Here is a 24,105-nt window from a genome sequence, read left to right on the forward strand (position 1 = left end):
TGCAATGGCGCAAGGCGAGCACTCCAGCGAACGACTGGCAATCCTGGACACCTTCGTCGTCGCTAGTGTACTGACTGTTGCCGCTATCAGGCTTTTTCTGGTGATCACTGGATTCCCCAGCATGGGTGGTGCCTTTTTCCATATTGCGCACGTGCTCTGGGGCGGTGCAGGACTCACCGCTGTATTATTGATCAGCCTGCTCGCCAAAGAACCCAAACGCCAGCTCATTGCGATACTCGGCGGGCTGGGATTCGGTTTTTCATTGACGAAATCGGCAAGTTTGCAACTCGGGCAAACGACTATTTCTACCGTGATGCCTTTTTGTTGATGTATTTGTCGTTGCTATTGCTTTGGTCCGCAGCTCGACTGATAATCGTCCGGTCCGAACAACTCAGCTTCTTCTCCCCCGCCGAATGGCCGCGCCGTACAGTCTCCAAAGCGATAATTCTTGGCTGGTGCCTCGTCCAGACTCTCGGCACCGCAGTGCTGCTGGCTTTTGCCACTGCTGGTCAGCTCACGGAGCTACCTGCCGCAGCACATATCGCCTTGGTATTGCTCGCCGCCCATTCGGTCTTCGCTCTCGTGGCAGTGTTCTGCTACCCGCGAAATCCGATCCGATCCGGCAAACTACTGCGCTATGCAACACTGGCCCATCTGCTGTTTGTGGTGCCAGCATTTTTCTTTGATTATCCCTTCGCGGCGTTAGTTGGCGCTGGCATTGACGTTGCCATCATCATTGGCCTATCCAAGGTCTCATTCGCGACCTTGTTTCGTCGCCTGGTAGTACACCGCTAGGCTCGCCACCCATTAGCCTGGCAACAGCAAAGCCCCATTCGGCCGAGGCCAAATGGGGCTTTAGAAGCTGCGTTGAGAAAAGCTCAGGCAACCGTTGAGAACTTGATAACCAAACCAAGGGCAACGATCACAACGCCCCAAGTCAGACCAAGAATTACCGTGAAACGGTTGAGGTTCTTTTCAGCCACGCCGGAGGACCCCAGCGATGACGACATACCGCCGCCGAACATATCCGAAAGGCCTCCACCGCGGCCTTTGTGCAGCAGGATCAGCAGGGTGAGCAACAACGATGTAATGCCCAGCAGAATCTGCAGGATGATGGTGAGAACTTGCACAGTAGCCCTTCCGCGGTGAACCAAGCTGGTCGCTTGGTTGAAAAACTGTTCAGTCAGTCAGAAGATGTGACTCGAACCTGACAATATTAGCAAACTCAGCTGGTTCCAAACTCGCACCGCCGACCAACACGCCATCGACGTCGCGCTCACGCAAGATCGTCGCGACATTATTCGCCTTAACCGAGCCGCCGTAAAGCAACCGAATCTTATCTGCGATCGCTTGATCGAAGAGTTCTACGAGCTCGGCGCGGATCGCTGCACACATTTCTTGGGCGTCCTGCGGACCTGCAACTTCTCCGGTACCAATCGCCCAGACGGGCTCGTAGGCAATGACCAGTTCTGCGGCCTGCTCCTCACTCAATCCAGCAACATCGGCCCGAACCTGAGCCAGCGTGTGCTCAACGTGCGTGCCTGCTTGCCGAATCTCTAAGCCTTCGCCGACGCACAGAATTGGTGTGACCTTGTGCTTATAGGCGGCTTTGAGTTTTCGGTTGAGAAGTTCATCAGATTCTTGGTGAATCGTCCGTCGCTCGCTGTGTCCAACAAGAACATAACGGCAGCCCAGCTTGGCTAAAAAGGCGCCAGAAATATCTCCGGTATATGCGCCGGAATCCTGGTCCGATAAGTCTTGACCGCCATAAACAATCTTCAGCTGGTCGCCCTGGACTAAGGTTTGCACGCCGCGCAAATCAGTAGATGGCGGGAAAACCGCTACCTCCACCCGACTGTAGTCATGCTTCGCATCAGAGAGGGTCCAGGCCAGCTTCTGTAGCAAGGTGATGCCCTGGACATGGTCCATGTTCATCTTCCAATTGCCAGCAATGAGCGGAGTGCGGTCAAATTTGCCATTTGTCGATGTGGTCACAACCCCATCCTAATGCGAATTTGCGCCCTCACGATTCTGGTAGGCCCGGCGGATTGGTTTTCGATTCCGGGATTGCTTCGCTAGCTAGCCCCCAGCGATCCAAGATCTTAGCGTAGGCTCCGTCCTTGATCAAGCCATTGAGCGCAGCAGTAAAGGCCGCATTACTAGCTACCGCTATCTCTGCGGTCAGCGGCCAGTCACCGGGAACAAGACCTACCAGCTTTGTCTTGGCATTGAGCGCGGCTTTGTATACGCCCATCGCATTTGGACCAAAGGTGAGATCCGAACGACCGGATTGGAGTGCAAGATCCGCGGCAGAGACGTCGTCATAATATTGAAACTCCACCGCGGGCAATCCTGATGCCTTATTTTGCGCGTCCCAGGCCAAAAGAACTTTCTCTTGGTTGGTGCCGGAACTGACGATGATCCGCTTACCGGCTACGTCCGCTGCTCCACTGATCTTGCTGATATTGCTGTCGGATTTGGCATAAAATCCCAGCTGATCCTGGCGGTAAGTTGAGAAGTCGAATCGTTCTTTGCGTTCTTCCGTCACGGTCACATTGGAAATCACCGCGTCGTACTTCCCCGAGCCTAAGCCCAGCGGCCAATCAGCCCAGGAGGTCGCTTGCAACTCAAGCTTCAGGCCGAGCGCATCTGCTACCGCTTGCGCAATTGCGGGCTCCGAGCCAACGATAGTTTTGTTATCGGTGGCAAAAAGCCTAGCGGCACTGCGCCGACGGCGTTGGCCACGGTTAGTTTTCCGCGTGCACGAAGTTCAGCGGGTAATTGATCTGCCGCAGCTTGGTTGAGCTGGGCTCGGATAGGTTCAGCGCTGGCAGCCTGCGCAACAGGAGTCAAGGCAGCTGCGGTCGTCTCAGTTTTGCTGCTGTTTCCAGGATCGGAGCACGCAGCAAGACTAAGGCCCAATGAAAGCAATACCGCGATGGTAGCCACACTGCGGGCGCGGCTCAGGTGGTGAATTTTCACGATGTCACTTTCGATTCTGGCAAAGCTTCCTCAGCGAGGCCCCAACGCGCCAACACCTTTGCGTAGCTGCCGTCCTTTATTGCCGAATTAATTGCCGCGGACAAGGCGGGTGCCAGTCCGTTACCTTTAGCAGTTGTGGCTGCCACCAATGTTTCATTGGGACAACCGGCGTTAACTTTGCCGACGATCTTGACTCCGGGGGCGGTGCTCTGCTGATAGACCGCGGTTGGATATGGCTGCAGTGAAGCGTCAATCCGACCCGCTTGCAGGCTCAGCAAAGTGTCGCTAGCACTACCGAATTGAACCAATTCAGCCGGCTTCTTCCCGGCCTTTTCTAACGTGGCATTCCAGGCGAGCAAGATTTTTTCTTGATTGGTGCCCGAGCCAACGGCAATTTTCAACCCAGCTACATCATCTGCTGAATTGAGCTTGGCCTGTGACGAGCTGGCTGCGACGAAGCCCATATATGCGGCGCGATAGCTCGCGAAATCAAAAAAAGCTTCTTCCGTTCGTCATTAATTCCAACGTTGGAGAAGACCAAATTATAAGCGCCGGATTGGGTTTTCAGCGGCCAGCTCTCCCACGAGGTCACCTGCAGATCGAGGCTGAGCCCTAACTTATCTGCGACCAGTTGCGCCAGATCAATTTCCGATCCGATCACCGTATTGTCATCGGTGGCGTGGAAACTCAAAGGTGCAGCCCCTGCTGTGGTCGCAACGACTAAAGAACGCCGGTCTTGAATCTTTTGCGGTAGCAGGGCCGAAACCGTTGGGTCCTTTTCGACTCGAATTCGGTTCTGATCCGGGCTGGTGTTAATACTGGGTGACGTTGTGCTGCCGACGGCGCCTGCAGGCTTGGCCGACACCGGGTCAGGGCTGCCGCAAGCGCTGGGTGAAGATAAACCTAGCGAAAGCAGCCCCACCGCTATCGCTATTGGTACGAGTTTGCGATTCATGATGCCTTTCAGAGCACCTTAGCCAAAAGGCTTGGGCCCGCGGATGTGCTTCGGTACTGAAGAGGTGTTGCGGAGTGCCCTGGTCAATGATCCGGCCGTCGTCCATAAAGACGATGCGATCGGCTATTTCTCGAGCAAAGCCGATTTCATGGCTAACGATGATCAAAGTCTTCCCACTCCTTGCGAGGTCTTTGATCACATCAAGTACTTCTTTGACTAACTCCGGGTCGAGCGCCGAAGTCGGTTCATCGAAAAGCAACACCTTTGGCTCCAAGGCCAGCGATCTGGCGATAGCAACGCGTTGTTGTTGTCCACCGGATAGCTGGCGCGGGTATGCCTGCGCTCGATCTTTCAGGCCAACCCGATCCAATAATTCCAGCGCTCTAGCTTGCGCGACGGCTTTTGACTGGCCTAAAGCAGCAATGGGCGCTTCAACGATGTTCTCCAGCACGCTCAAGTGCGGAAACAGGTTGAAGTTCTGGAAAACCATCCCTAACTTGGGTACGTTGACGCAGCACCTCACGCTCAGGAAGTTCGTGCAAGGTAAAAGTTTCGTTACCACTTCGATCTTTTTTACTGTGCCGGCGGTAACCAACAAGTTCACCATCAATATCGATGCTGCCTCTGTCTAACTTCTCCAGGTGATTAATAGTCCGCAGCAATGTCGATTTTCCTGAGCCAGAAGGCCCCAAAATCATGGTCACCTCGCCGGGGGGCAATCTGCAAATCGATTCCTCGAAGGACTTCAACTCCGGCGAAGCTCTTGTGCACCGCCGCAATGTTGACCCGGCCTTGGCTGGTGATCGTCATCGCCCATCCCCTGATCCTCGTACGGCTGAGATCAATCCAGGGGCCTTGAGCGCGGCCCGAAGCCGTTGCCAGGGGGTTGGCGGAATGGTACGTAGCGCCCCGCGAAAATCGCCGCTCAATGTAGTACTGCGCCACGCTCAATACCGAGGTAATCAATACGTACCAAAGTGTGGCTACTAAGAGTAGTGGGATGACTTGCTGGGTGCGGTTATAGACCACTTGAATGGTGTAGAAAAGCTCGCTGTACGCCAAGACATAGACGACCGATGTTCCTTTCACCAAACCGATAATCTCGTTAAAGGCGCTAGGCAAAATTGCCCGTAATGCTTGGGGCAACACGATCCGCAATGCTCGACGGCTCCGCGGAATACCCAAGGCAGCCGCGGCTTCCAATTGCCCCTGGTCTACCGAAAGGATTCCGCCCCGGATAATCTCGGCCGAATAGGCGGCCTGATGCAGAGTCAGTCCCAGAACCGCGGCGGCAAATTGACTAATCAGGGTGGTAGTTTGCACTTCAAAAAAGACCGGGCCAAAAGGCACTCCGAGCTGGATCTTTTCGTAGAGGTAACCCAAGTTGTACCAAAGAAGCAGCTGCACCAATAGCGGCACTGAGCGAAATATCCAGGTGTAAGCCCAAGACACCGTCCAAAGCAGCGGTGAGCTAGATATCCGCATCAAAGCAAGCAAGAAGCCGAGTACGAATCCGGAACTGCCAGCAATTACCGTGAGCAAAAGCGTCGAGCCAAGACCACGAATCACCGACTCAGCGGTAAACCATTGCGCCACCACAGCCCATTCCCAACGCGGGTTGGCGAGCAATGACCAGGCTAGTGGCGCCAGCAGCAAGGCTACGAGCACCGTCGCAATAATGCGTCCTGGATGCCGGGTGGGGACGATTTTTGCTGGCGGTGCATTGCTCGTTATTGGCGAGTTGATCTCCGGTGATGCCTGGGCTGTCGCCCTCAGCAGGGTGCTACTCATGCGTTCAGCTCCTTTCGGAATGGCAGATTCCAGACCGACTCTGGATCAACAGAGAGATCAAATTGCGGCAGGTAGCCAGCCGCCAGATAAAGTTCCTTCGCTTCCGGCTGGCGCGGGCCGGTGGTCAGGTAGATTCGCTGATAACCTCGGCTTTGCGCCTCAGATTCAAGCTCGTGTAATACTCGTTGCGCCAGACCTTGCCGCCGGTGCGATGAATGCGTCCAGATCCGTTTCAATTCGGCAGTCCGCTCGTCGTATTTCCGAAAGGCTCCACCGGCGATCGGCTCACCATCAGCCAGCAACAGGATGAACGCGCCATGCGGTGCAGCAAACTCGATTTCTGGGTATTCGACCAGTTCACGGTGTATTTCCGCTAAGGGATGCCCATATCGGTTGCTATATTCCACTGACAGCTCGGCAAATAGCGGCGCTAGCAGCGGGTCCTTTTGGCCAACAATGATGACTTGAACGGTGGAGGTATCAGCCGTCATTTTAGGCCACCGCAGCAGTCTGACCGCGGTCGAGACCTAACCGAGCGGCTTCCTGCCGAACGAGCGGAATGACATAATTCCCGAAGTCTTCCGCATCTTGCAGGGTGTCGTAACCTCGCACCGAAATGATATCTACGCCAATTTTGAGATACTCCACCAGGGCTTCGGCAACAATTTCTGGCGTGCCTACTAAGGCATTTGAATTACCGCCGCCAGTCAACTGCGCAGTTTTCTTCCATAGAGCCGCACCAAATTTTTCACCTTGTTCGGCAAGCTTCAACAACCGCTGAGAACCACTATTTTCGGGTTCGGTCAGCGATCGGCGATGCCGGAAGACCGTCGCGCCCTTGACTCTTTCTTCGAGCCTTGTGGCGATCTCCTCAGCACGCTGCCATGCCTTCTCTTGCGTCGTGGCCAAAATAGGCCGGAACGCGATCTGAATTCGTGGCGCCTCAGTACGGCCTGCATCTAGCGCAGCTTGACGAATCGAACCGATCTGCTCCGCGGTGCCTTCTAACGTCTCGCCCCACAAGGCAAAAACATCGGATTCGGCAGCACCGATCCGGTAAGCAGCAGGAGAAGAACCGCCAAACGAGATGAGCGGCCGAGGTTGTTGAAGCGGCTGAAAGTCGAGAGCAAAATCTTGCAGCTGGTAGTGCTGGCCGGCATAGTCAAAGCGCGCTTGCTCCGTCCAGGCCTTCTTAAATGATCTGTAGATACTCACCGGTACGGGCGTATCGCTCGTCTTTACTCAAATGATCGCCTTCGGCAGCTTGATCCGCCGTTGACCCGCAGGTAATGAAGTGCACCGCTACCCGACCATCAGAAATGTGATCCAAAGTGGCGTAAGTCTTCGCAGCAAAAGTGGGTGCTGAGACGTTCGGGCGATGAGCCACAAGCAGGCCAAGGCTCTGCGTATTAGCAGCTACGAAAGCAGCAGCCTGAGCCGGATCCGGGCTACCAGAGCTGTAAGCAAAAAGTACCCGAGTGAAGCCGTTATCCTCGTGCACTTTAGCCAGCTTCGCGGTATATTCGCGGTCAAAAACCGCCCCGCTACGCTGTTGAATTTCGGTGCCATCATTTAGTGCACCCATGCCTAGAAAATCGATACTCGCTGCTTTTCCTTCCCCTCAACCCTGCTGGTGGCTCGAAGCTACGGTCCAGAAGATGCTGCGGTCAAAGATGGTGACTTCTTCGGTCTCTCTGCGTCGCTGAGCGTCTTCAGATTGCTTCGAATGACGCCAAATCTGCGCTTGCCTGCAGTCTTCATTACCGAGCATTACCAAGATTTACTGTCCGTAAACGGGCGCTGGCGGCATAGTTCTGAAGCACGTACAGTCCTGGCAGAACAGCAAGTCAGCAGCCGGGGGAAATATGCAAAGTCAGTGGGAGTCAAGCATCGCCTTCATTGGTGGCGGACCAAGAACCACTGGAATCCTGGAACGCTTGGCCAAGAATTCTGACAGTAGTACCGCGGCACTCACCGTCCATATCGTAGAGCCCTTCGAACCAGGATCCGGCCGAATCTGGCGGCGCGAACAATCCCCGTTACTGAAACTAAATTCGCTCGCCGCCGATGTCACTATGTTTACCGATTCCAGCGTGCAGATGGCTGGCCCTGCTGCCCCTGGCCCTTCACTGATTGAATGGGCCGTCGGTATCCGTCAGGGCAGTATCACCGACGTACCGGTGTGGGAGACGGCGGTCCAACGTGAACTGGAATCATTAGAACCGGATAGTTTCCCCACTCGAATTCTGCAAGCGCGCTACCTGCAATGGTGTTACGCCCGCGCGGTACGTGCTCTGCCACCGCAGATCGAAGTCCGAATACATCGATGCCTTGCCGAATCGATTGAAATCCTCGACGACGGTAAGCATCGGGTTCGCCTCTCAGCCGGCTTTGAGCCACTGATTGTCGATGCGGTAGTTCTTGCCACAGGCCACAGCGAGCCACAGCGAGCCACAGGCAACGCCTGGTCCACTGAGCGGCTTCGCGGCACGCCACGGGAATTGGTATCAACCACCTTCTTACACCGCAGACACTGATTACTCGGCGTTGGAACCCGGTCAAGACGCCATAGTTCGTGGCATGGGCCTGGCCTTTATCGACCTCATCGTTTTGCTTATGCAGGGTCGCGGTGGCCGCTTTTCCGAGACCTCCGAAGGCTTGCGTTATTTGCCTTCGGGTGAAGAACCACGTCTATTCGTTGGTTCTCGACGCGGTGTCCCCTACCGCTCTAAACCAATACCAATACTTCGAGGTGAGCCAGCCAGCGTCCGGTACCTGACGCCGTCGGCCGTTGCAGAATTGTTGAGCGTTCACTCAACCCTCGATTTTGAATCGCATCTGCGCCCGCTTATGGTCCGAGAATTGGCCTACGGCCACTACCGTGAAATAGGTACTGGTCATCCACATCGGCTCAAGGTTCCCTGGTCTGAGCTGCAATCCGCTCTTGATCGAAATGCCGATCCGCTGGAATTAAGCAGTATGCTCAAGGACCCCCAAGACCTGCTCGACCTAGATACCTTGGCTTACCCGTTGCGCGGCGCGGACGTACCGGACCTACAGCATTGGATGGCCCAGCACATTGAAACCGATGTGCAAAAGCGAACCGACGACCTTCATTCAGAGAGCTTCGGCCTGTTCTTGGCAATTTTGGGCTGCCACGGGGTGCTTTCTGGAATTCCCCTTGACCGGCTAAGCCCTGCTTCGGCACAGGCCATCAGCGGAACCTGGCACTCGTTCTTCAGCTATCTAGCAAGTGGCCCACCGCCAGCTAGACTTCGTGAGCTACTGGCGCTGCAGAAAGCCGGATTGGTGCATTTTCTGGGCGCGGACCTTGAGGTCAGGTCCGACGAAGCGACTGGCCGTTTTATCGCGCGTTCCGCGAGCTCCGGGGTTGCCCCAGTGTCAACCGACGTGCTTATCGACGCCTTTTTGCCAAGCCAGACTGTCGCAGTCACTGTTGACTCGCAGTCGCGGGTACTGGCGGAGAATGGCCAACCGGTCCCTGGCCGATTTGCGTTGGGCCCCTTCACCAGCGCGGTAAAGACCCGGGTCTTCAGCAGACCGCGCAGCAACGCACCCGGATTTCGAGAAAATGACGCCTTGGCGCGGCAGCTACTGGAGTTCTTTCGCGTCCAAGACAAGAGCTCGGCCTTGGACCAAGCAGCCGTATTGCGCATATCGAATAGGCCCAGCCACGCGGTGACTCTTTAGCGTTGTATTTCCGTCGTTCCGGACGTAGAGTCCAGACCTGCTCGAACAGGCTTCCGCTACGGTGCTGCTGCCGCTACAACGCCAGTAGCACCGGTTCAGCGTGCTGGTTCGGCTCGCGACCACCGGCGAAGGCCGGACGAAACGCTAGCGGATCCCCCTCTTGTCAGAAAGTGGTGCTAACTTCATGACGCACCATCGGGATAACCTCAGCAGCGAAGCGGTCCAGGATCTCGAGTTGGTGTTCCAAAGGCAGTGTGCTCGGCAACGAGACTGACTGCAAATCATGGCTGAATGCCTGATGAAATCCTAGAATCTTTTCCGCAATCTGATCTGAAGTACCCACCAGCGCCGGTCCCTGAGCGATCGCGTGCTCTATGCTCCGGAATGGCGAGTTATTTCCCGGCACATTGCGTGCGGAGGTAAGACCCTCGTAGACCGGACCAAATTGCCGTTTGGCCTCAGCCGCGGTATCCGCAATAAACAGTCCCCCAGCCCCGGAACCGGCACCAAGATAGGCACTTTTCGGGTCATGACCGAACCGTTCATAAGCTTCAAAGTAGTGCGCAATCAACTCTTGATACGCAGCTAGCGGTTGGATGGAATCGGCACTAAAAAGTGGATCTCCCCAGCGGGCGGCGAGCTCAACCGCTTCACGCGAAGTTGCTGAACCATGCCAAATTCTGATTGGCCCGTTAAACGGCCTTGGCTGACTGGTAGCGCGATCCAAAGTGGATCTAAACTGCCCCGACCAGCTAACGTGTTCATCCGCCCACAGCTGTCGAAGCAACTCGTATTTTTCTACTAACAATGCATATTGGTCCTGCGCCCGGACACCGAACAATGGAAATTGGGCAAGCTCGTTACCCTTACCAATGGTGATTTCTAGCCGTCCGCGCGAAATTTGATCGATTGTTGCGTAGTCTTCAGCCACTCGAAAAGCGTCTAGGAGCGATAAAACGGTAACGCCGGTCTGCAACCTGATTCGGCTGGTTGTTGCCGCGATTGCGCCGAGCACCGCCACTGGCGAGCTGGAAAGGAACGCGCCAGCATGGCGCTCGCCAACTGCTACCGAGTCGAACCCGAGCTCCTCGGCTCTTTTGGCCAGCAGGATCGTTTGATTCAACCGTTCGGCTGAACTGACAATGCGTCCGGTGACCGGATTTGCTTGGTGTCCAATGATATCCAGCAACTGAAATTTCATGCGCTCAGCGCCGCTAATTTAGGTAATTGCAACGCAGCGAATTGTCCCCGAAAAAATAGTAACGGCTCAATTATGCGACCAGAGCTGCGTAGGCTTTTGACTTTCCCGAGCGCAATACTGTGATCGCCGCCGTCGTACTCAGTCACCAATTCGCAATCAACCCAGGCCAAAGCCGCGGCCAAATGCGGATTACCGTGCTCTGAGGCGGCCCATTCAATTCGGTCAAATCGCTTGATGCCTTTTCGGCTGAATTGGGTCGCGAGTTCCTCGGATCCGGCCGGCAAGATATTGACCGCAAACTGACCGATTTCTCTGATCTGTGGCCAGGTCGCGGAAGACTTGGTCGGATTAATCGAGATCAGCGCCGGCTCAAGGGAAAGTGAGGTGAATGATTGGCAGGTGAATCCAATAGGCCCATCTGGCCCAGCAGCGGTGATTACAGTCAGCCCGGTGGCGAAATGGCCTAGAACAGCGCGCATGCTGCTCGGAGTGATTTCATGCGGCACGGTCACGTTGCTCCTTCGGAGGATTTGGCGGCCTGGTGGAAGGTCGGTAACGCCAATCAATCACGCCTCGGAGCGTGGAAACAAGAAAAGTTACCGCACACGGCAATCTCACGAAACTTCACGAAACATGGCTCAACATCGCGACGCAGTACGCAACCTGGCACGCGAGCCATTAAAAACGCCATGAGGTCCTTGGCACTAATGCCAAGGACCTCATCAACTGATTCTGCAGAGTTATCCGCTAGCGATCCAGTGCAGTCAATCCGGGCAGTTCTTTACCTTCCAAAAACTCCAGGCTGGCGCCACCGCCGGTGGAAATATGTCCGAACGCATTATCGGCAAATCCGAGCGTACGAACGGCTGCAGCAGAATCGCCGCCGCCGACCACGCTGAATGCCGCACTATCTGCCAGGGCTTGAGCAACTGCCCGAGTTCCGGAGGCAAACGCCGCGAACTCAAAAACGCCCATCGGCCCGTTCCAGAAAACGGTCTTTGCGGCGCTGATTTGCTCGGCAAATGCCTGGCTAGTTTCCGGGCCAATGTCCAAGCCGATGCCTGCGGCACCGAAGCTACTCGATTCAATTGCCTGCGCCGCTACCAACTCGTGCGCGGCATCTGCGGCAAACTTCGAGGCCACTACGACGTCGGTTGGTAAGACGAAGCTAGTTCCAGCGGCTTCAGCACGGGCTAGATAGTCCTTCACCGTGTCGATTTGATCGCTTTCCAGCAAACTTGCCCCGACTTCGTGTCCCTGGGCTGCCAAGAAGGTGAACAGCATTCCGCCACCGACTAAAATCGAGTCAGCTTTGCCGATCAGATTTTCAATGACCGCGAGCTTATCCGAAACTTTTGACCCGCCCAGCACCACCACGTAGGGCCGTTCAGGCGAGTCAGTAAGTTTGCGCAGTACGTCGAGCTCGGTGCGGACCAGATCGCCATGAAAAGACGGCAATTTCAGCGCTAAGTCGAATACGCTGGCATGTTTACGGTGCACCGCACCGAATGCGTCATCAACGTACGCTGCCTCTTTGTCAGCACCAGATGCTGCCAGTTCGGCAAGTTCCGCTGCAAAAGCTGCGCGTTCAGCGTCGTCTTTCGACGTCTCCCGTGGATCAAACCGAACATTTTCCAGCACCAGCACCTGGCCGTCGGCCAATTCGGCGGCAGCCTTCTGTGCGGATTCGCCAGAAGTGTCGGCAGCCAAACTGACCGGCACCGAAGCAAGTTCGGCAAGCCGGTCAGCCGCTGGGCGAAGCGAATACTTCGCCTCAGGAGCGCCTTTGGGCCGGCCCAAGTGCGCAAGTACCAAAACTCGAGCGCCTGCGGCGGCCAGCTTTTCAATGACTGGTAGCGAGGCCCTGATTCGGCCATCATCAGTTACCGTCAGATTTGTGTCCTCAGCGCCAGAAAGCGGCACGTTCAGGTCACTTCGGACCAAAACGTACCGCCCCTGGACACCGTCGGCGAGAAGTTCGTCAAGGGTGTGCAATGTCATGTTTAGAGCTTAGACGCTACAAGCTCGGTCAGGTCGACCAAACGGTTTGAGTAACCCCACTCATTATCGTACCATGAGACGACCTTTACCTGATTACCGATCACCTTGGTCAATCCCGAATCGAAAATTGACGACGCCGGATCAGTCACAATATCTGAAGAAACAATTGGATCTTCGGTGTAGGTCAGGTAGCCCTTGAGTGGACCGCTCTCCGCGGCAGCCTTGTAAGCAGCATTGACCTCTTCAACGGTGACTTCGCGCGAAAGCGTCGCAGTCAGGTCAGTTGCCGAACCGGTCGGAACTGGCACGCGCAAGGCGAAGCCGTCCAACTTGCCTTTGAGCTCTGGCAGTACCAAACCAATTGCTTTGGCTGCACCAGTGGACGTTGGCACAATATTGATCGCAGCTGCACGTGCGCGACGCAAATCCTTGTGCGGACCATCTTGCAGATTCTGGTCAGCGGTGTAGGCGTGAATCGTGGTCATCAGACCGCGCTCTATGCCAAAGTTGTCGTTGAGAACCTTGGCGAGCGGGCCCAAGCAGTTCGTGGTGCACGAGGCGTTGGAAATAATGTTGTGCGTCGCCGGATCGTAATCTCCGTCGTTGACGCCGAGCACGATGGTGACGTCTTCATCGCTTGCCGGAGCGGAGATGAGGACCTTTTTGGCGCCAGCCTCAAGGTGTTTGCGCGCATCGGCTGCTTTGGTGAAGAATCCGGTGGACTCGATGACGATATCTACGCCGAGCTCGGCCCAAGGCAGATTAGCGGGATCGCGCTCAGCCAACACCTTGATAGTTTTGCCGTTGACAACCAAATGTCCATCGACAACTTCAACGGTGGCCTTGATTCGGCCAGTTACCGAATCGTACTTGAGCAAATGCGCCAAGGCTTCCGGGCTCGTGAGGTCGTTGACAGCAACGATCTCCAAGTCTGCGCCTTGTTCCAGGGCCGCACGGAAGTAGTTGCGTCCAATTCGGCCGAAGCCGTTGATGCCGATCTTTGTGGTCACTATTCAATCTCCCTTAGAGCTTTTCCAAGCACTTCTAGTACTCGTGATTTGGCAAAAAGCCAATTGCGAAACGAATCCCGCACGACGCTGGGCAGAGACGACTTACCTTGGGGTGCGAACATTGCTGCTCACAAGTCCCCCGTGATCCATCTTACGTTTAAGAACGTTTGCCCCTGCAAATGCAGGGGTAAACATCCACAATGTGAAACAAATTGTGACCTGGCTTACAGGAAACTCTTAGAAAACGATGAGCCCGGTAGCATTCTTACGAGCCGCTTCGAAGCGCTTCGCAACATCTGCCCAATTCACAATGTTCCAGAATGCCTTGACGTAGTCCGCCTTGACGTTCACGTAGTCCAGGTAGAAGGCGTGCTCCCACATATCCAACATCAACAACGGCGTGGTACCCGCGGCAACATTGCCCTGCTGGTCATAGAGCTGCTCGATGACAAAGTTTCCGCCAATCGGCTCATAAGCCAAGAAGCCCCAGCCAGATCCCTGCAAGCCCAATGCTGCTGCGGAGAATTGCGCACGGAACGCATCAAATGATCCGAAAGCATCATCAATTGCGGCTGCCAGCTCACCCTCGGGCTTGTCGCCGCCATCCGGAGAAAGATTGTTCCAGAACACAGAGTGGTTTACGTGCCCACCAGTGTGGAAGGCCAAGTCTTTTGAGAGTCGGTTGATGTTCGCGAAGTCGTTCTTCTCCCGAGCTTCAGCAAGCTGGGTGAGCGCGTTATTTGCGCCGGTAACATAAGCCGCATGGTGTTTGTCGTGGTGCAGTTCCATGATCTTGGCCGAAATATGCGGCTCGAGAGCTGCATAGTCATAGGGCAGATCGGGAAGTGTGTACTGCGTGAATGTCACGATTCCTCCATATTTTGTGAATTACCAACAAATTCATATCACCGACCAAGTTCTTCGATCGGAACCTTCAGCAGCTTCGGTGCCACTAATTGCTATAACGCAAGACTTTTGTGATGTATTTCTGAATTCTGAAATACTTTTCAAACCCAGGCTATTCCTCGAGCATCTCAAGTGTCACATTGGCTTCAGTACTGGGTATACCCAAATCTGATGCGCGCTTATCCGCCATTGCCAAAAGCCGCCGGATCCGACCGGCAATAGCATCTTTTGTCATAGGCGGATCAGCCAGCCGGCCTAATTCGTCCAAACTTGCTTGTTTGTGCGCCACTCGCAATTCACCCGCATATTTGAGGTGCTCGGGCACATCATCGCCTAAGATTTCCAGCGCACGGTCAACTCGAGCACCAGCCGCTACCGCAGCTTGCGCTGAACGACGCAAGTTAGCATCGTCGAAATTTGCCAACCGGTTTGCTGTTGCCCGGACTTCCTTGCGCATCCGACGCTCTTCCCAAACTAGAAGCGTCTCGTGGGCGCCCATTCGAGTCAGTAGAGCAGCGATGGTGTCGCCATCACGGATGACAACGCGGTCGACGCCGCGCACCTCCCTAGCCTTAGCGGCAATGCCTAATCGACGAGCGGAGCCGACCAGCGCCAAGGCGGCCTCCGGCCCAGGGCACGTCACTTCCATCGAAGAAGAGCGGCCAGGTTCAGTCAACGAGCCGTGCGCCAAGAACGCACCGCGCCACACTGCTTCGGCGTCGGCAGTTGAACCATTGACCACCACCGAAGGCAAGCCACGTACCGGCCGGCCTCGGCTGTCTAGCAGACCCGTTTGCCGCGCCAGTGCCTCGCCTTCGCGCACGACCCGAACGACGTAACGGTTACCTCGGCGCAGCCCGCCACCTGAGACCACAATTATTTCGCTCTGATGTCCATAGAGCTCAGCGATTGCCACCCGCACGCGACGAGCCGTAGCGGCAAGATCAACCTCGGCTTCAATGACAATTCGGCCAGAAATAATATGTAGGCCACCAGCAAAGCGCAGCATGGCGGACACCTCGGCCTTACGCACCGAGGACTTTCGCACTTCGAGCCGGGACAGCTCCTCTTTCACAGCCGCGGTCAACGCCATGTGCTTTTCCTGTCTTGTTTTCGGAAAGAAACCATTATGCGCATCTATGCTCCTGCAAAAACGTCGTGGAATGCTGCGGCTAAAGGCAGCGGATCGTGCACAGCTTGCCGATTATTGCCTCGAACGCGGCTCAAAACTACCTCAGCGACAAGTGCGCTTGCGGCTTTTTCAAACTCGGCTCGATCCCCCACGCTAGTTGGGGCCGCCAAGACTACATCTATCCCGAAGTCCGGTGCATACTTCGAGATCACCTTCAAGTGATCAGCCGCGCTCAAGCCCTCAGCCTCTTGATCGTTGACATCCAAGTTCATTGCCAAGCACCGTCTTGCCGGTGTATTGCACAGTGCTTGACGAAGTTCAGGTAATAATAAGTGCGGCAAAACCGAGGTGTACCAGGAACCACCGGGCCCCAAAACGACCCAGTCGGCCAGCTCGATCGCTTCGAGCGCTTCAACACAGGCCGGCGCGTTTTCGGGCAGTAGCCGAACGTCCTCAACGATGCCGGCCGTCGCTAGTGCGGCCTGGCCGGCGATGTGATGACTAACTTCGCTGCCATCAGCGCTAATCTTTCGGCTTCGGCCTTGAATGGTCAAAGGCACGCTGGCCATGGGCAGCACCTGGCCCCGAGGACCCAATAAAGCACCGGCCCATTTCAGCCCGTCCACGGTATTTCCCAGGAGCTCCCACAGGGTCACGATGAGTAAATTACCCATTGCATGTTGATCTAAAGAGCTCGGACGCCCCGGTTTAGCATCGAAACGATGTTGCATAACATCGCGCCAAGTACGGCCCCAATCTGTGTCATCACAAAGGGCTGACAGGGCCATCCGTAAATCTCCCGGTGGCAATACACCAAGTTCCTCGCGCAGCCGTCCCGAGGATCCACCGTCGTCAGCAACCGTGACAATTGCGGTCAGCTCACTTGTGAGCAAGCGCAGTGCTGACAGCGAGGCGTAAAGTCCATGCCCACCGCCCAGTGCCACTACAGAGGTATCAGTTCCACCATTGTTTTGTTTGCCTTTAGGCGGAATCAAAGGCAACGGTCCCGTGAGTAACGCCACTATTCGCGCCCCAGATCACGATGTTTTGTGCTAACCGTGACCCTAGGCAATTGCGCCAGTCTTTTGGCTAGCTCGACCGATACCGCAACGGAACGATGCTTTCCACCGGTACAGCCGACGGCGATAGTCGCGTAGTGCTTGTTTTCTCGGCGATAACCTTCTAAGACCGGTCCCAGAGCCCGCACATAACGCGTGACGAATTCGTTTGCATCGTTCTCAATCAAGACAAAGTCGCTCACGTCTTGATCCAAGCCGGTATGCGGACGCAGCGCGGGGACCCAGTGTGGATTCGGCAAGAATCGGACATCCGCCACGTAGTTGGCATCCACGGGAAGCCCGTATTTGAAGCCAAAGCTCATAACGGTTAGCCGAAGTACTACCGGCCCGGAATCCGAGAAGAGGCCAGTTACTTGGTTAGCAAGCTCGTGCACGTTGAGCGAGGTGGTATCAACCACGACGTCGGCAGAATCGCGCAATAAAGCCAAAATCTCTCGTTCAGCAGCAATACCATCTAACATCCGGCCGTCGCCCTGTAGCGGGTGCGGCCTTCTGCCTTGTTCAAATCTGCGGACCAAAGTGTTATCACTCGCATCGAGAAACAAAACACGATAACTGATTCCGCTGGCTGCCAAAGTGTTCAATGAATCGCGAATGTCGGCAAAAAATGCCTTACCTCGAACGTCAACTACTACCGCAAGTTTCGGTAATGAATTCGGTGTGCGTGCCACCAAATCGGCCAAAGTGGTAAGCATTTGTGGTGGTAGGTTCTCCACCACATACCAGCCGTGGTCTTCAAGGGCATTTGCCGCAGTGCTGCGACCGGCTCCAGACATTCCGGTAACAACGAGCAGTTCAGATTCTTGTGGTTTCACCGGCGTGAACTCACCCTCAGCCCCTGCTTCCGGGGTTGAATCTGTCATTACCGCACGTCCTGTCTGTCAATTCCTACTTACCGAAGCCCGGCTTCCCAATAGCCTAGCTAAGATTCAAGGATTTCGCCGGTGGCCATATTTATTGCAGGCTGCGCATCGACAGATTCAAGAGCGGAACGTACTGCTTCTGCCAGTACTGGGCCGATTCCCTTAACCTCAGAAATCTGCGAAACATCGGCACTTTGGAGCTTCTTGACGGAGCCAAAATGTTTAAGCAACGCCTTTTGCTTCGACTCCCCCAAGCCGGGTACTCCATCAAGCAGCGATGCCGTCATAGATTTACCGCGTTTTTGCCGGTGAAAACTGATAGCAAATCGATGAGCTTCGTCGCGGATTCGCTGCAATAGATACAGCCCTTGCGAGGTCCGCGGCAAAATTACCGGGAAGTCATCCTCAGGCAGCCAAACTTCCTCGAGCCGTTTTGCCAAGCCAATTACCGCAACATCCGTGATACCCAGATCCGCTAAAGCTCTGCTCGTGGCAGCAACCTGCGGTGGGCCACCGTCGACAACAACAAGATTGGGTGGGTAGGCAAACTTGCTCTTAGGCGCTGTTTCAGCAGCATCGCTAATTTCAAATTCGACCGGCCGAGTCAATGCTTCAGCCCGGTCTTGCTGTTCCTGCAAATAGTTGCGGAATCGCCGGGTGATGACGTCGTACATCGAAGCTGTGTCATCTCGAGCGGCGTCGCCGGTAATCGAAAATCGGCGATATTCGCTTTTCTTCGCGATGCCGTCTTCAACGACCACCATCGACGCGACCACGTTTGTGCCTTGCACATGCGAGATGTCGTAGCATTCGATGCGAAGCAGCGGCAACGGTAGATCAAGAGCGTCTTGAAGTTCACGCAACGCTAGCGATCGCTGCGTAAGATCCCCGGCGCGCTTGGACTTGTGCAATTTCATTGCCTGCTCCGCGTTGAGCGCAACAGTCTCCATCAACGCGGCCTTATCCCCGCGCTGCGGTACTTTGATTTCAACTTTTGCCCCGCGCAGCCCGCTGAGCCACTCGGTGAGTTGTTCGACGTTCGCGGGCAGCTCCGGTACTAAAATCTGCCGCGGAATTCGATCTTCGTCGGCGCGCTCGTCGCCGTAGACTTGCTGTAAGAGATGTTCAATGAGCTCTGCCGGTACTAGATCCTCGACTTTTTCTACCACCCAGCCACGTTGGCCGCGTATCCGGCCTGAGCGGACGTTAAACACCTGAACCGCAGCTTCGAGTTCATCTTGATGCACAGCGAAAATATCCGCGCTGGTGTCTTCAGCCAGCACCACGGCATTTCGCTCGAACACCTTCCGCAAAGCGATCACATCGTCACGCAAGCGAGCGGCCCGTTCGTAGTCCAGCTCAGCGACTGCCTCAGCCATTTGCTTTTCCAGGGTTCCAATAAAGCGCTTCGCCTCGCCGCCCATAAAGGCGCAAAATTCATCAGCCAAGGTGCGATGCTCTTCGGCAGAAACTCGACCAACGCAGGGGACGGCACATTTGTCGATGTAGCCGAGCAGACAGGGGCGCCCGCTCTGTTGAGCGCGTTTGAAAGTGCTGGGACTGCAAGTTCGAACTGGGAAAACTCGCAGCAGCGTATCAACCGTCTCGCGGATGGCGCCAGCAGTGAACGGGCCAAAATACCGAGTGCCTTTACGCCGCTCGCCGCGCATCACCTGAACCCTAGGGAACTCTTCGCCCATCGTGACGGCAAGGTAGGGATAGGACTTGTCGTCACGAAAAGCTAAGTTATAGCGCGGCGCGAATTCTTTGATCCAGGTGTACTCCAGCTGCAGGGCTTCAAGCTCACTACCAACAATCGTCCACTGCACGCTCGTGGCAGTGTGCACCATCGCGAAGGTCTTAGGCAGCAATGTTACAGGGTTGGCAAAATATGAGGTGAGTCGAGAACGAAGATTCTTAGCCTTACCAACGTAAATTACCCGGCCGTGCTCATCACGGAAACGATAGACACCCGGATCGGTTGGAATCTCACCGGTTTTGGGCCGATAGCTCGCTGGATTTGCCACAAAAACATCCTAATCGCCAGCACTGACAATCCAGCTCAGAAGCTGTGCTTTCCGCTACAGGCTCTTGCTCTGGTTATATCCTTCGGCCCGCTCTTGGCCCGTCAACTCAGCAATTGCATCCATGATGCGATCAGTCGCGGCCCTGCGGGCAGGCAAAGAATGATCCGGACCGGTTTTTTCGAAATACAAAGGCTTTCCGACCGTCAGCGAAAGGTGTTGCGGCCGAACCGTATTCTTGCCGGATGGTTGAAGCTTATCGGTGTCTTTAAGACCCACCGGCAAGACCGGAGCTCCGGTTGTTAAGGCGAGCCAGCCGACACCGGTACGGCCTCGGTAGAGCTTGCCATCCCGAGAGCGGGTGCCTTCTGGATAGATCCCCACCCCGTCGCCAGCGGCGAGAATGTCCAAAAGCGATTTCAGCGCAGCGACACTAGCTGCCTGCTCACCGCGTTCCACCGGGATTGACCCGACACCAGTAAAAAATGACTTCATCATCTTCCCTTTGATGCCCTTGGTCGTAAAGTATTCTGCCTTGGCGAAAAATCCCACCTTGCGCGGCAACAACGTCTGGATCAAGACACTATCCAGGAAAGACAAATGGTTCGGCGCCACAATAAACGGGCCGTCTTTCGGCACGTTCTCCAGACCGATAATCTTCGGTCGACAGGCAACAGCAATCATGGCCTTTATGGTGCCCCTGGCCAGATCATAGAGCGCCATAGGTCACCCCTTCGGTGGCAAACCGGAGAATTTCCTCGCCGAGCTCTTCCGCAGAATGCACAATGCACAGCTCACCAGCAGCATCTAGCTCGCCGTCAGCGGCAAAACCCCAGGAAACTCCTAGACACGCAAGACCATTCGCTCGCGCACCAAGCACATCGTGTTCCCGGTCACCCACCATCACTACCGTGGCAGGATTGCCAAGTTCTTGCAGAGCACGCTCAACAATCTTGGTCTTGGGCGGCAAGCCATCGTTAGCGGCGAGAAGGCTTTCATCGTCGTCAGCACCAGAAATAAATTCAAAGTAAGGCGCATAACCATGATGCGCCAAGACCGTAGCCGCCAATGTCCGTGGTTTTTGCGTCGCTACTGCCAAACGAATTCCACGGCTCTTGAGCTCTGCTAAAAGCTCAATCATCCCCGGATAAGGCTTGCTCATCGCAATTCCATGTTCGTTGTACCAAACTCGATAAAGCTCAATCGTCTTGGCCAGTTGCGCAGCATCAGTTTCGGTGTATTTCAGCAATGATTCTGCCAACTTTGGCCCAACCATACTGTTCAACACAGCCTCTGCGGGAACCGGTAAACCCATGCCTTTTAGAGCATATGCAATGCCCCCAGTAATCCCACCGGCCGGATCGACCAAGGTGCCGTCCAGATCAAAAAGGACGCCGACACTACTCCGGTCTATGTCTTCAGGCACGCGCGTGTTCACCGCCTAAGTTTCTCACGAGTACGAGGGTGCAACGTACATGCATTCCAATACGGGAATACTTCAGCGAGTCACAATGCCTCGCGAAGGAAAGTCGCCGTATAACTCTTAGTCGACTTTGCCACTTCTTCAGGTGTGCCCGTTGCGATGATCTGCCCGCCACCTGAACCGCCATCCGGGCCCAAGTCCACGATCCAATCGGCATTCTTGATCACATCAAGATTATGCTCAATGGTGATCACGGTATTACCCTTGTCGACCAGTCCTTGCAAGACCAGGAGCAACTTCCGGATGTCCTCGAAGTGCAGGCCGGTGGTTGGCTCGTCTAAGACGTAAATGCTTCGCCCGTTTGAACGCTTCTGCAATTCTGAAGCGAGCTTGACGCGTTGCGCTTCACCGCCGGAAAGTGTGGTTGCGGGTTGGCCTAGTCGAACGTAGCCCAAGCCAACATCGACGAGCGTGTTCAGATGCCGCGCAATTGGCGTGAATGCGGCAAAGAACTCGGACCCTTCTTCAATCGGCATGTTGAGGACATCCGCGATTGACTTTCCTTTGTAGTGAACCTCAAGCGTCTCGCGGTTGTACCTGGCACCATGACAAACTTCGCAAGGAACGTAGACGTCCGGCAAAAAGTTCATCTCAATTTTTAGTGTGCCGTCACCAGAACAAGCTTCGCAACGGCCGCCTTTAACGTTGAACGAGAATCTGCCCGGCTGATAGCCGCGAACCTTCGCTTCAGTGGTTTCTGCGAAGAGCTTCCGGATGTTGTCAAACACACCCGTGTAGGTAGCCGGATTGGATCTTGGCTTACGACCAATTGGGCTCTGGTCTACGTGCACGACCTTGTCCAGATGCTCAAGACCGTCAATTCGAGTGTGTCGACCAGCTACTTGTTTGGCCCCATTGAGCTTATTGGCCAAGACTTTGTAAAGGATCTCATTGACTAAGGTTGATTTACCCGAACCGGATACACCAGTGACCGCGGTGAAGACGCCCAACGGAAAAACGGCGTCTAAATTTTGCAGATTGTTCTCCCGAGCGTCAACAACCTTCAGCACTCGCTTCTTATCAATCTTGCGGCGCTTTGCGGGCACACTGATTTTCTTTCGACCAGACAAATAATCTCCGGTCAACGATTCAGTATTGGTCAGTAGATCCGCCAATGATCCGGAGTGAACCACCTTGCCGCCGTGTTCGCCAGCGCCAGGTCCAATATCGACTACCCAGTCAGCTTCATGAATCGTGTCTTCATCGTGTTCAACGACGATAAGAGTGTTACCCAAATCGCGAAGTCGGGTCAGAGTCTCGATCAAGCGTCGATTATCCCGCTGGTGCAAACCAATCGACGGTTCATCCAAAACGTACAGCACACCCACCAGGCCGGAGCCAATCTGGGTTGCCAGGCGAATTCGCTGCGCCTCGCCACCGGAAAGTGTCGCCGATGCTCGTTCCAAGTTCAGGTACTCGAGGCCTACGTCCAAGAGGAATGTCAGTCGTGCTTGAATTTCTTTCAGCACCTGAGCCGCAATTTGCGCCTCTCGACTGGTGAGTTCAAGTGAGGAGAGGAATTCGAAGCAGTCCCGCATTGGCATTGCAGCTACCGCGGAGATCGACTTGTTGTTGATGAGGACCGAAAGCGATGCCGGATTTAACCTGGCTCCCCCGCACTCAGGGCAATGAATCTGCCGCATGTACTCTTCGTAACGGTCACGCGCGTGGTCCGATTCCGTTTCCAGGTGTTTCCGATGGATGTATTGAATGACCCCCTCGAACCCAGTGGAATACTTTCGTTCACGGCCAAAGCGGTTTCGATACTGAACCACAACTTGATGATCTTTGCCATGCAGGATCGCTTGCCGGTCATCCGCGGGGAGCTTCTTCCACGGCGTACTGAGCTCGAAGCCCAGTTCCTTGCCCAGACCTTCCAGCAATCGGTTCCAATACTCGGTGGTGGCTGTACCTAACGACCAGGGTTCAATCGCGCCATCGCCCAGCGCTAACGCGGGGTTGGGCACAACCAGCTCTTCGTCCACTTCAAGTTTGGTTCCGATGCCGGTACAAGCTGGGCAGGCGCCAAAGGGATTATTGAACGAGAACGAGCGTGGTTCAATCTCATCGATTGCCAAAGGGTGCTCGTTTGGACAGGCTAGATTCTCCGAGAAACTGCGGATAACCGGTTTGCCCTCTTCATCACCATCCACCAGCTCGGCGAGAACCCTGCCTTCTGCCAGCAAGAGCGCAGTTTCCACCGAGTCGGTGAGCCGTTGCTGGATGCCGTCTCTGACGACCAAACGATCAATGACGACTTCGATAGTGTGCTTGTACTGTTTACCCAATTTCGGCGGCTCTGCGAGCTGGATTTGTTCGCCGTCTACTTTGGCCCGCGAAAAGCCTTTCGCGGTTAATTCTTTGAACAAATCGACAAACTCGCCCTTACGCCCTCGGACGACGGGAGCCAGAACTTGGAATCGAGTGCCCTCCGGCATCTCCAACAACTGATCGACGATTTGCTGCGGCGTCTGCCGCGAAACTGGCTCGCCACAAACAGGACAATGCGGCCGGCCCACCCGCGCCCAGAGCAAACGCATGTAGTCATAAATTTCGGTGATCGTGCCAACCGTAGACCGAGGATTCTTAGAGGTCGATTTCTGATCGATAGAAACCGCTGGCGAAAGCCCCTCGATGAAGTCGACGTCGGGTTTATCTACCTGACCCAAGAATTGGCGCGCATATGCCGAAAGCGACTCGACATAACGTCGCTGCCCTTCGGCGAAGATCGTATCGAACGCCAGCGAGGACTTTCCGGACCCGGACAATCCAGTAAAGACGATCATCGAATCCCGAGGCAGGTCCAGATCGACATTGCGCAGGTTGTGTTCGCGGGCACCCTTAACGACTAGCCGGGACATATCCTGCCGTTTTACGGGCTCGCGAGGGGCATCTGGTTCACGAACGGAGGCCAGTTTAGATTCAGCAGCTTTTGGCACGACTCATATCCTAATCGAAAATGTCTTC

The 24,105-nt window shown here is 55.1% G+C and carries 26 protein-coding genes and 2 pseudogenes; 5 read left to right on the forward strand and 23 right to left on the reverse strand.

The window, feature by feature from the left end:
- The first annotated feature begins 4 nt into the window (after window positions 1–4).
- Together RSAL33209_RS09965 and RSAL33209_RS09970 are read left to right on the forward strand one after the other, a co-directional pair.
- A complete protein-coding gene (locus RSAL33209_RS09965) occupies window positions 5–328 on the forward strand; it encodes a hypothetical protein (RefSeq protein ID WP_012245648.1) in 324 nt (107 codons plus the stop codon).
- Window positions 322–795, forward strand: a complete 474-nt coding sequence (locus RSAL33209_RS09970; protein ID WP_012245649.1) for a hypothetical protein — start codon at window positions 322–324, stop codon at window positions 793–795. Before RSAL33209_RS09965 ends, RSAL33209_RS09970 begins: the two co-directional genes overlap by 7 nt.
- An 83-nt stretch (window positions 796–878) precedes the next feature.
- On the opposite strand, the gene secG is transcribed toward RSAL33209_RS09970, so the two are convergent.
- The 11 genes and pseudogenes from secG to RSAL33209_RS18765 all read right to left on the reverse strand — a co-directional run bounded on the left by secG (window position 879) and on the right by RSAL33209_RS18765 (window position 7,313).
- Window positions 879–1,130, reverse strand: coding sequence for a preprotein translocase subunit SecG (gene secG, locus RSAL33209_RS09975; RefSeq protein ID WP_041684657.1), 252 nt, complete (start codon window positions 1,128–1,130; stop codon window positions 879–881).
- A 49-nt stretch (window positions 1,131–1,179) separates the two neighbouring features.
- Window positions 1,180–1,995, reverse strand: a complete 816-nt coding sequence (gene tpiA, locus RSAL33209_RS09980) for a triose-phosphate isomerase (RefSeq protein ID WP_012245651.1) — start codon at window positions 1,993–1,995, stop codon at window positions 1,180–1,182.
- A 28-nt stretch (window positions 1,996–2,023) separates the two neighbouring features.
- A complete protein-coding gene (locus tag RSAL33209_RS19665) occupies window positions 2,024–2,689 on the reverse strand; it encodes an ABC transporter substrate-binding protein (RefSeq protein WP_114597623.1) in 666 nt (221 codons plus the stop codon).
- Window positions 2,653–2,982 carry a hypothetical protein gene (locus tag RSAL33209_RS19670; RefSeq protein WP_012245653.1) on the reverse strand — a complete coding sequence of 110 codons (330 nt, stop codon included), beginning with the start codon at window positions 2,980–2,982 and terminating at the stop codon, window positions 2,653–2,655. The genes RSAL33209_RS19665 and RSAL33209_RS19670 overlap by 37 nt, the downstream gene beginning before the upstream one ends.
- The gene (locus RSAL33209_RS19675; protein ID WP_012245654.1) at window positions 2,979–3,383 is read right to left on the reverse strand and encodes a type 2 periplasmic-binding domain-containing protein; all 405 of its coding nucleotides are present in this window, start codon (window positions 3,381–3,383) and stop codon (window positions 2,979–2,981) included. The genes RSAL33209_RS19670 and RSAL33209_RS19675 overlap by 4 nt, the downstream gene beginning before the upstream one ends.
- Before the next feature lie 5 nt (window positions 3,384–3,388).
- On the reverse strand, window positions 3,389–3,673 hold the full coding sequence (locus RSAL33209_RS19680; RefSeq protein WP_325050033.1) for a transporter substrate-binding domain-containing protein: 285 nt from the start codon (window positions 3,671–3,673) through the stop codon (window positions 3,389–3,391).
- 178 nt (window positions 3,674–3,851) lie between these two features.
- Window positions 3,852–4,747, reverse strand: a pseudogene (locus tag RSAL33209_RS18180) (amino acid ABC transporter ATP-binding protein).
- Window positions 4,744–5,728, reverse strand: a pseudogene (locus tag RSAL33209_RS18185) (amino acid ABC transporter permease). Before RSAL33209_RS18185 ends, RSAL33209_RS18180 begins: the two co-directional pseudogenes overlap by 4 nt.
- Window positions 5,725–6,219: a GNAT family N-acetyltransferase gene (locus tag RSAL33209_RS10005; RefSeq protein ID WP_012245658.1), complete on the reverse strand. Its 495-nt coding sequence runs from the start codon at window positions 6,217–6,219 to the stop codon at window positions 5,725–5,727. Before RSAL33209_RS10005 ends, RSAL33209_RS18185 begins: the two are co-directional and overlap by 4 nt.
- Window position 6,220: 1 nt before the next feature.
- Window positions 6,221–6,943: an LLM class flavin-dependent oxidoreductase gene (locus tag RSAL33209_RS10010; RefSeq protein ID WP_233494170.1), complete on the reverse strand. Its 723-nt coding sequence runs from the start codon at window positions 6,941–6,943 to the stop codon at window positions 6,221–6,223.
- Complete coding sequence (locus RSAL33209_RS18765) at window positions 6,921–7,313, reverse strand: LLM class flavin-dependent oxidoreductase (RefSeq protein ID WP_012245660.1); 393 nt, start codon at window positions 7,311–7,313, stop codon at window positions 6,921–6,923. The genes RSAL33209_RS10010 and RSAL33209_RS18765 overlap by 23 nt, the downstream gene beginning before the upstream one ends.
- A 48-nt stretch (window positions 7,314–7,361) precedes the next feature.
- Between RSAL33209_RS18765 and RSAL33209_RS17805 the strand changes: the two genes are divergently transcribed.
- The 3 genes from RSAL33209_RS17805 to RSAL33209_RS18775 are packed head-to-tail and all read left to right on the forward strand — an operon-like array spanning window position 7,362 to window position 9,439.
- Window positions 7,362–7,682, forward strand: coding sequence for a hypothetical protein (locus RSAL33209_RS17805; protein ID WP_012245661.1), 321 nt, complete (start codon window positions 7,362–7,364; stop codon window positions 7,680–7,682).
- Window positions 7,666–8,265: an FAD/NAD(P)-binding protein gene (locus RSAL33209_RS18770; protein ID WP_049758962.1), complete on the forward strand. Its 600-nt coding sequence runs from the start codon at window positions 7,666–7,668 to the stop codon at window positions 8,263–8,265. The genes RSAL33209_RS17805 and RSAL33209_RS18770 overlap by 17 nt, the downstream gene beginning before the upstream one ends.
- 10 nt (window positions 8,266–8,275) lie before the next feature.
- A complete protein-coding gene (locus RSAL33209_RS18775) occupies window positions 8,276–9,439 on the forward strand; it encodes a hypothetical protein (protein ID WP_233494171.1) in 1,164 nt (387 codons plus the stop codon).
- Window positions 9,440–9,602: 163 nt separating this feature from the next.
- On the opposite strand, the gene RSAL33209_RS10020 is transcribed toward RSAL33209_RS18775, so the two are convergent.
- The 12 genes from RSAL33209_RS10020 to uvrA all read right to left on the reverse strand — a co-directional run bounded on the left by RSAL33209_RS10020 (window position 9,603) and on the right by uvrA (window position 24,077).
- A complete protein-coding gene (locus RSAL33209_RS10020) occupies window positions 9,603–10,640 on the reverse strand; it encodes an LLM class flavin-dependent oxidoreductase (RefSeq protein WP_012245664.1) in 1,038 nt (345 codons plus the stop codon).
- On the reverse strand, window positions 10,637–11,152 hold the full coding sequence (locus RSAL33209_RS10025; RefSeq protein WP_041685570.1) for a flavin reductase family protein: 516 nt from the start codon (window positions 11,150–11,152) through the stop codon (window positions 10,637–10,639). Before RSAL33209_RS10025 ends, RSAL33209_RS10020 begins: the two co-directional genes overlap by 4 nt.
- Window positions 11,153–11,387: 235 nt before the next feature.
- Entirely contained in the window at window positions 11,388–12,641 is a 1,254-nt protein-coding gene (locus RSAL33209_RS10030) for a phosphoglycerate kinase (protein ID WP_012245666.1), read from the reverse strand.
- Window positions 12,642–12,643: 2 nt separating this feature from the next.
- Complete coding sequence (gene gap, locus RSAL33209_RS10035) at window positions 12,644–13,651, reverse strand: type I glyceraldehyde-3-phosphate dehydrogenase (protein ID WP_012245667.1); 1,008 nt, start codon at window positions 13,649–13,651, stop codon at window positions 12,644–12,646.
- Window positions 13,652–13,888: 237 nt separating this feature from the next.
- Window positions 13,889–14,518, reverse strand: a complete 630-nt coding sequence (locus RSAL33209_RS10040; protein ID WP_012245668.1) for a superoxide dismutase — start codon at window positions 14,516–14,518, stop codon at window positions 13,889–13,891.
- Window positions 14,519–14,669: 151 nt separating this feature from the next.
- On the reverse strand, window positions 14,670–15,650 hold the full coding sequence (gene whiA, locus RSAL33209_RS10045; protein WP_012245669.1) for a DNA-binding protein WhiA: 981 nt from the start codon (window positions 15,648–15,650) through the stop codon (window positions 14,670–14,672).
- A 44-nt stretch (window positions 15,651–15,694) separates the two neighbouring features.
- Window positions 15,695–16,711 (reverse strand): gluconeogenesis factor YvcK family protein, encoded by a 1,017-nt coding sequence (locus RSAL33209_RS10050; protein WP_012245670.1) that lies wholly within the window; start codon window positions 16,709–16,711, stop codon window positions 15,695–15,697.
- Window positions 16,711–17,631: an RNase adapter RapZ gene (rapZ, locus tag RSAL33209_RS10055; RefSeq protein WP_012245671.1), complete on the reverse strand. Its 921-nt coding sequence runs from the start codon at window positions 17,629–17,631 to the stop codon at window positions 16,711–16,713. Before rapZ ends, RSAL33209_RS10050 begins: the two co-directional genes overlap by 1 nt.
- A 59-nt stretch (window positions 17,632–17,690) precedes the next feature.
- Complete coding sequence (uvrC, locus tag RSAL33209_RS10060; RefSeq protein WP_012245672.1) at window positions 17,691–19,658, reverse strand: excinuclease ABC subunit UvrC; 1,968 nt, start codon at window positions 19,656–19,658, stop codon at window positions 17,691–17,693.
- 54 nt (window positions 19,659–19,712) lie between these two features.
- Window positions 19,713–20,378, reverse strand: coding sequence for a lysophospholipid acyltransferase family protein (locus RSAL33209_RS10065; RefSeq protein WP_012245673.1), 666 nt, complete (start codon window positions 20,376–20,378; stop codon window positions 19,713–19,715).
- Window positions 20,365–21,093 (reverse strand): HAD-IA family hydrolase, encoded by a 729-nt coding sequence (locus RSAL33209_RS10070; protein ID WP_012245674.1) that lies wholly within the window; start codon window positions 21,091–21,093, stop codon window positions 20,365–20,367. The genes RSAL33209_RS10065 and RSAL33209_RS10070 overlap by 14 nt, the downstream gene beginning before the upstream one ends.
- 68 nt (window positions 21,094–21,161) lie before the next feature.
- Complete coding sequence (uvrA, locus tag RSAL33209_RS10075) at window positions 21,162–24,077, reverse strand: excinuclease ABC subunit UvrA (RefSeq protein WP_012245675.1); 2,916 nt, start codon at window positions 24,075–24,077, stop codon at window positions 21,162–21,164.
- Between the last annotated feature and the right edge of the window lie 28 nt (window positions 24,078–24,105).

It is taken from the genome of Renibacterium salmoninarum ATCC 33209 (assembly GCF_000018885.1).
Classification (GTDB): domain Bacteria; phylum Actinomycetota; class Actinomycetes; order Actinomycetales; family Micrococcaceae; genus Renibacterium; species Renibacterium salmoninarum.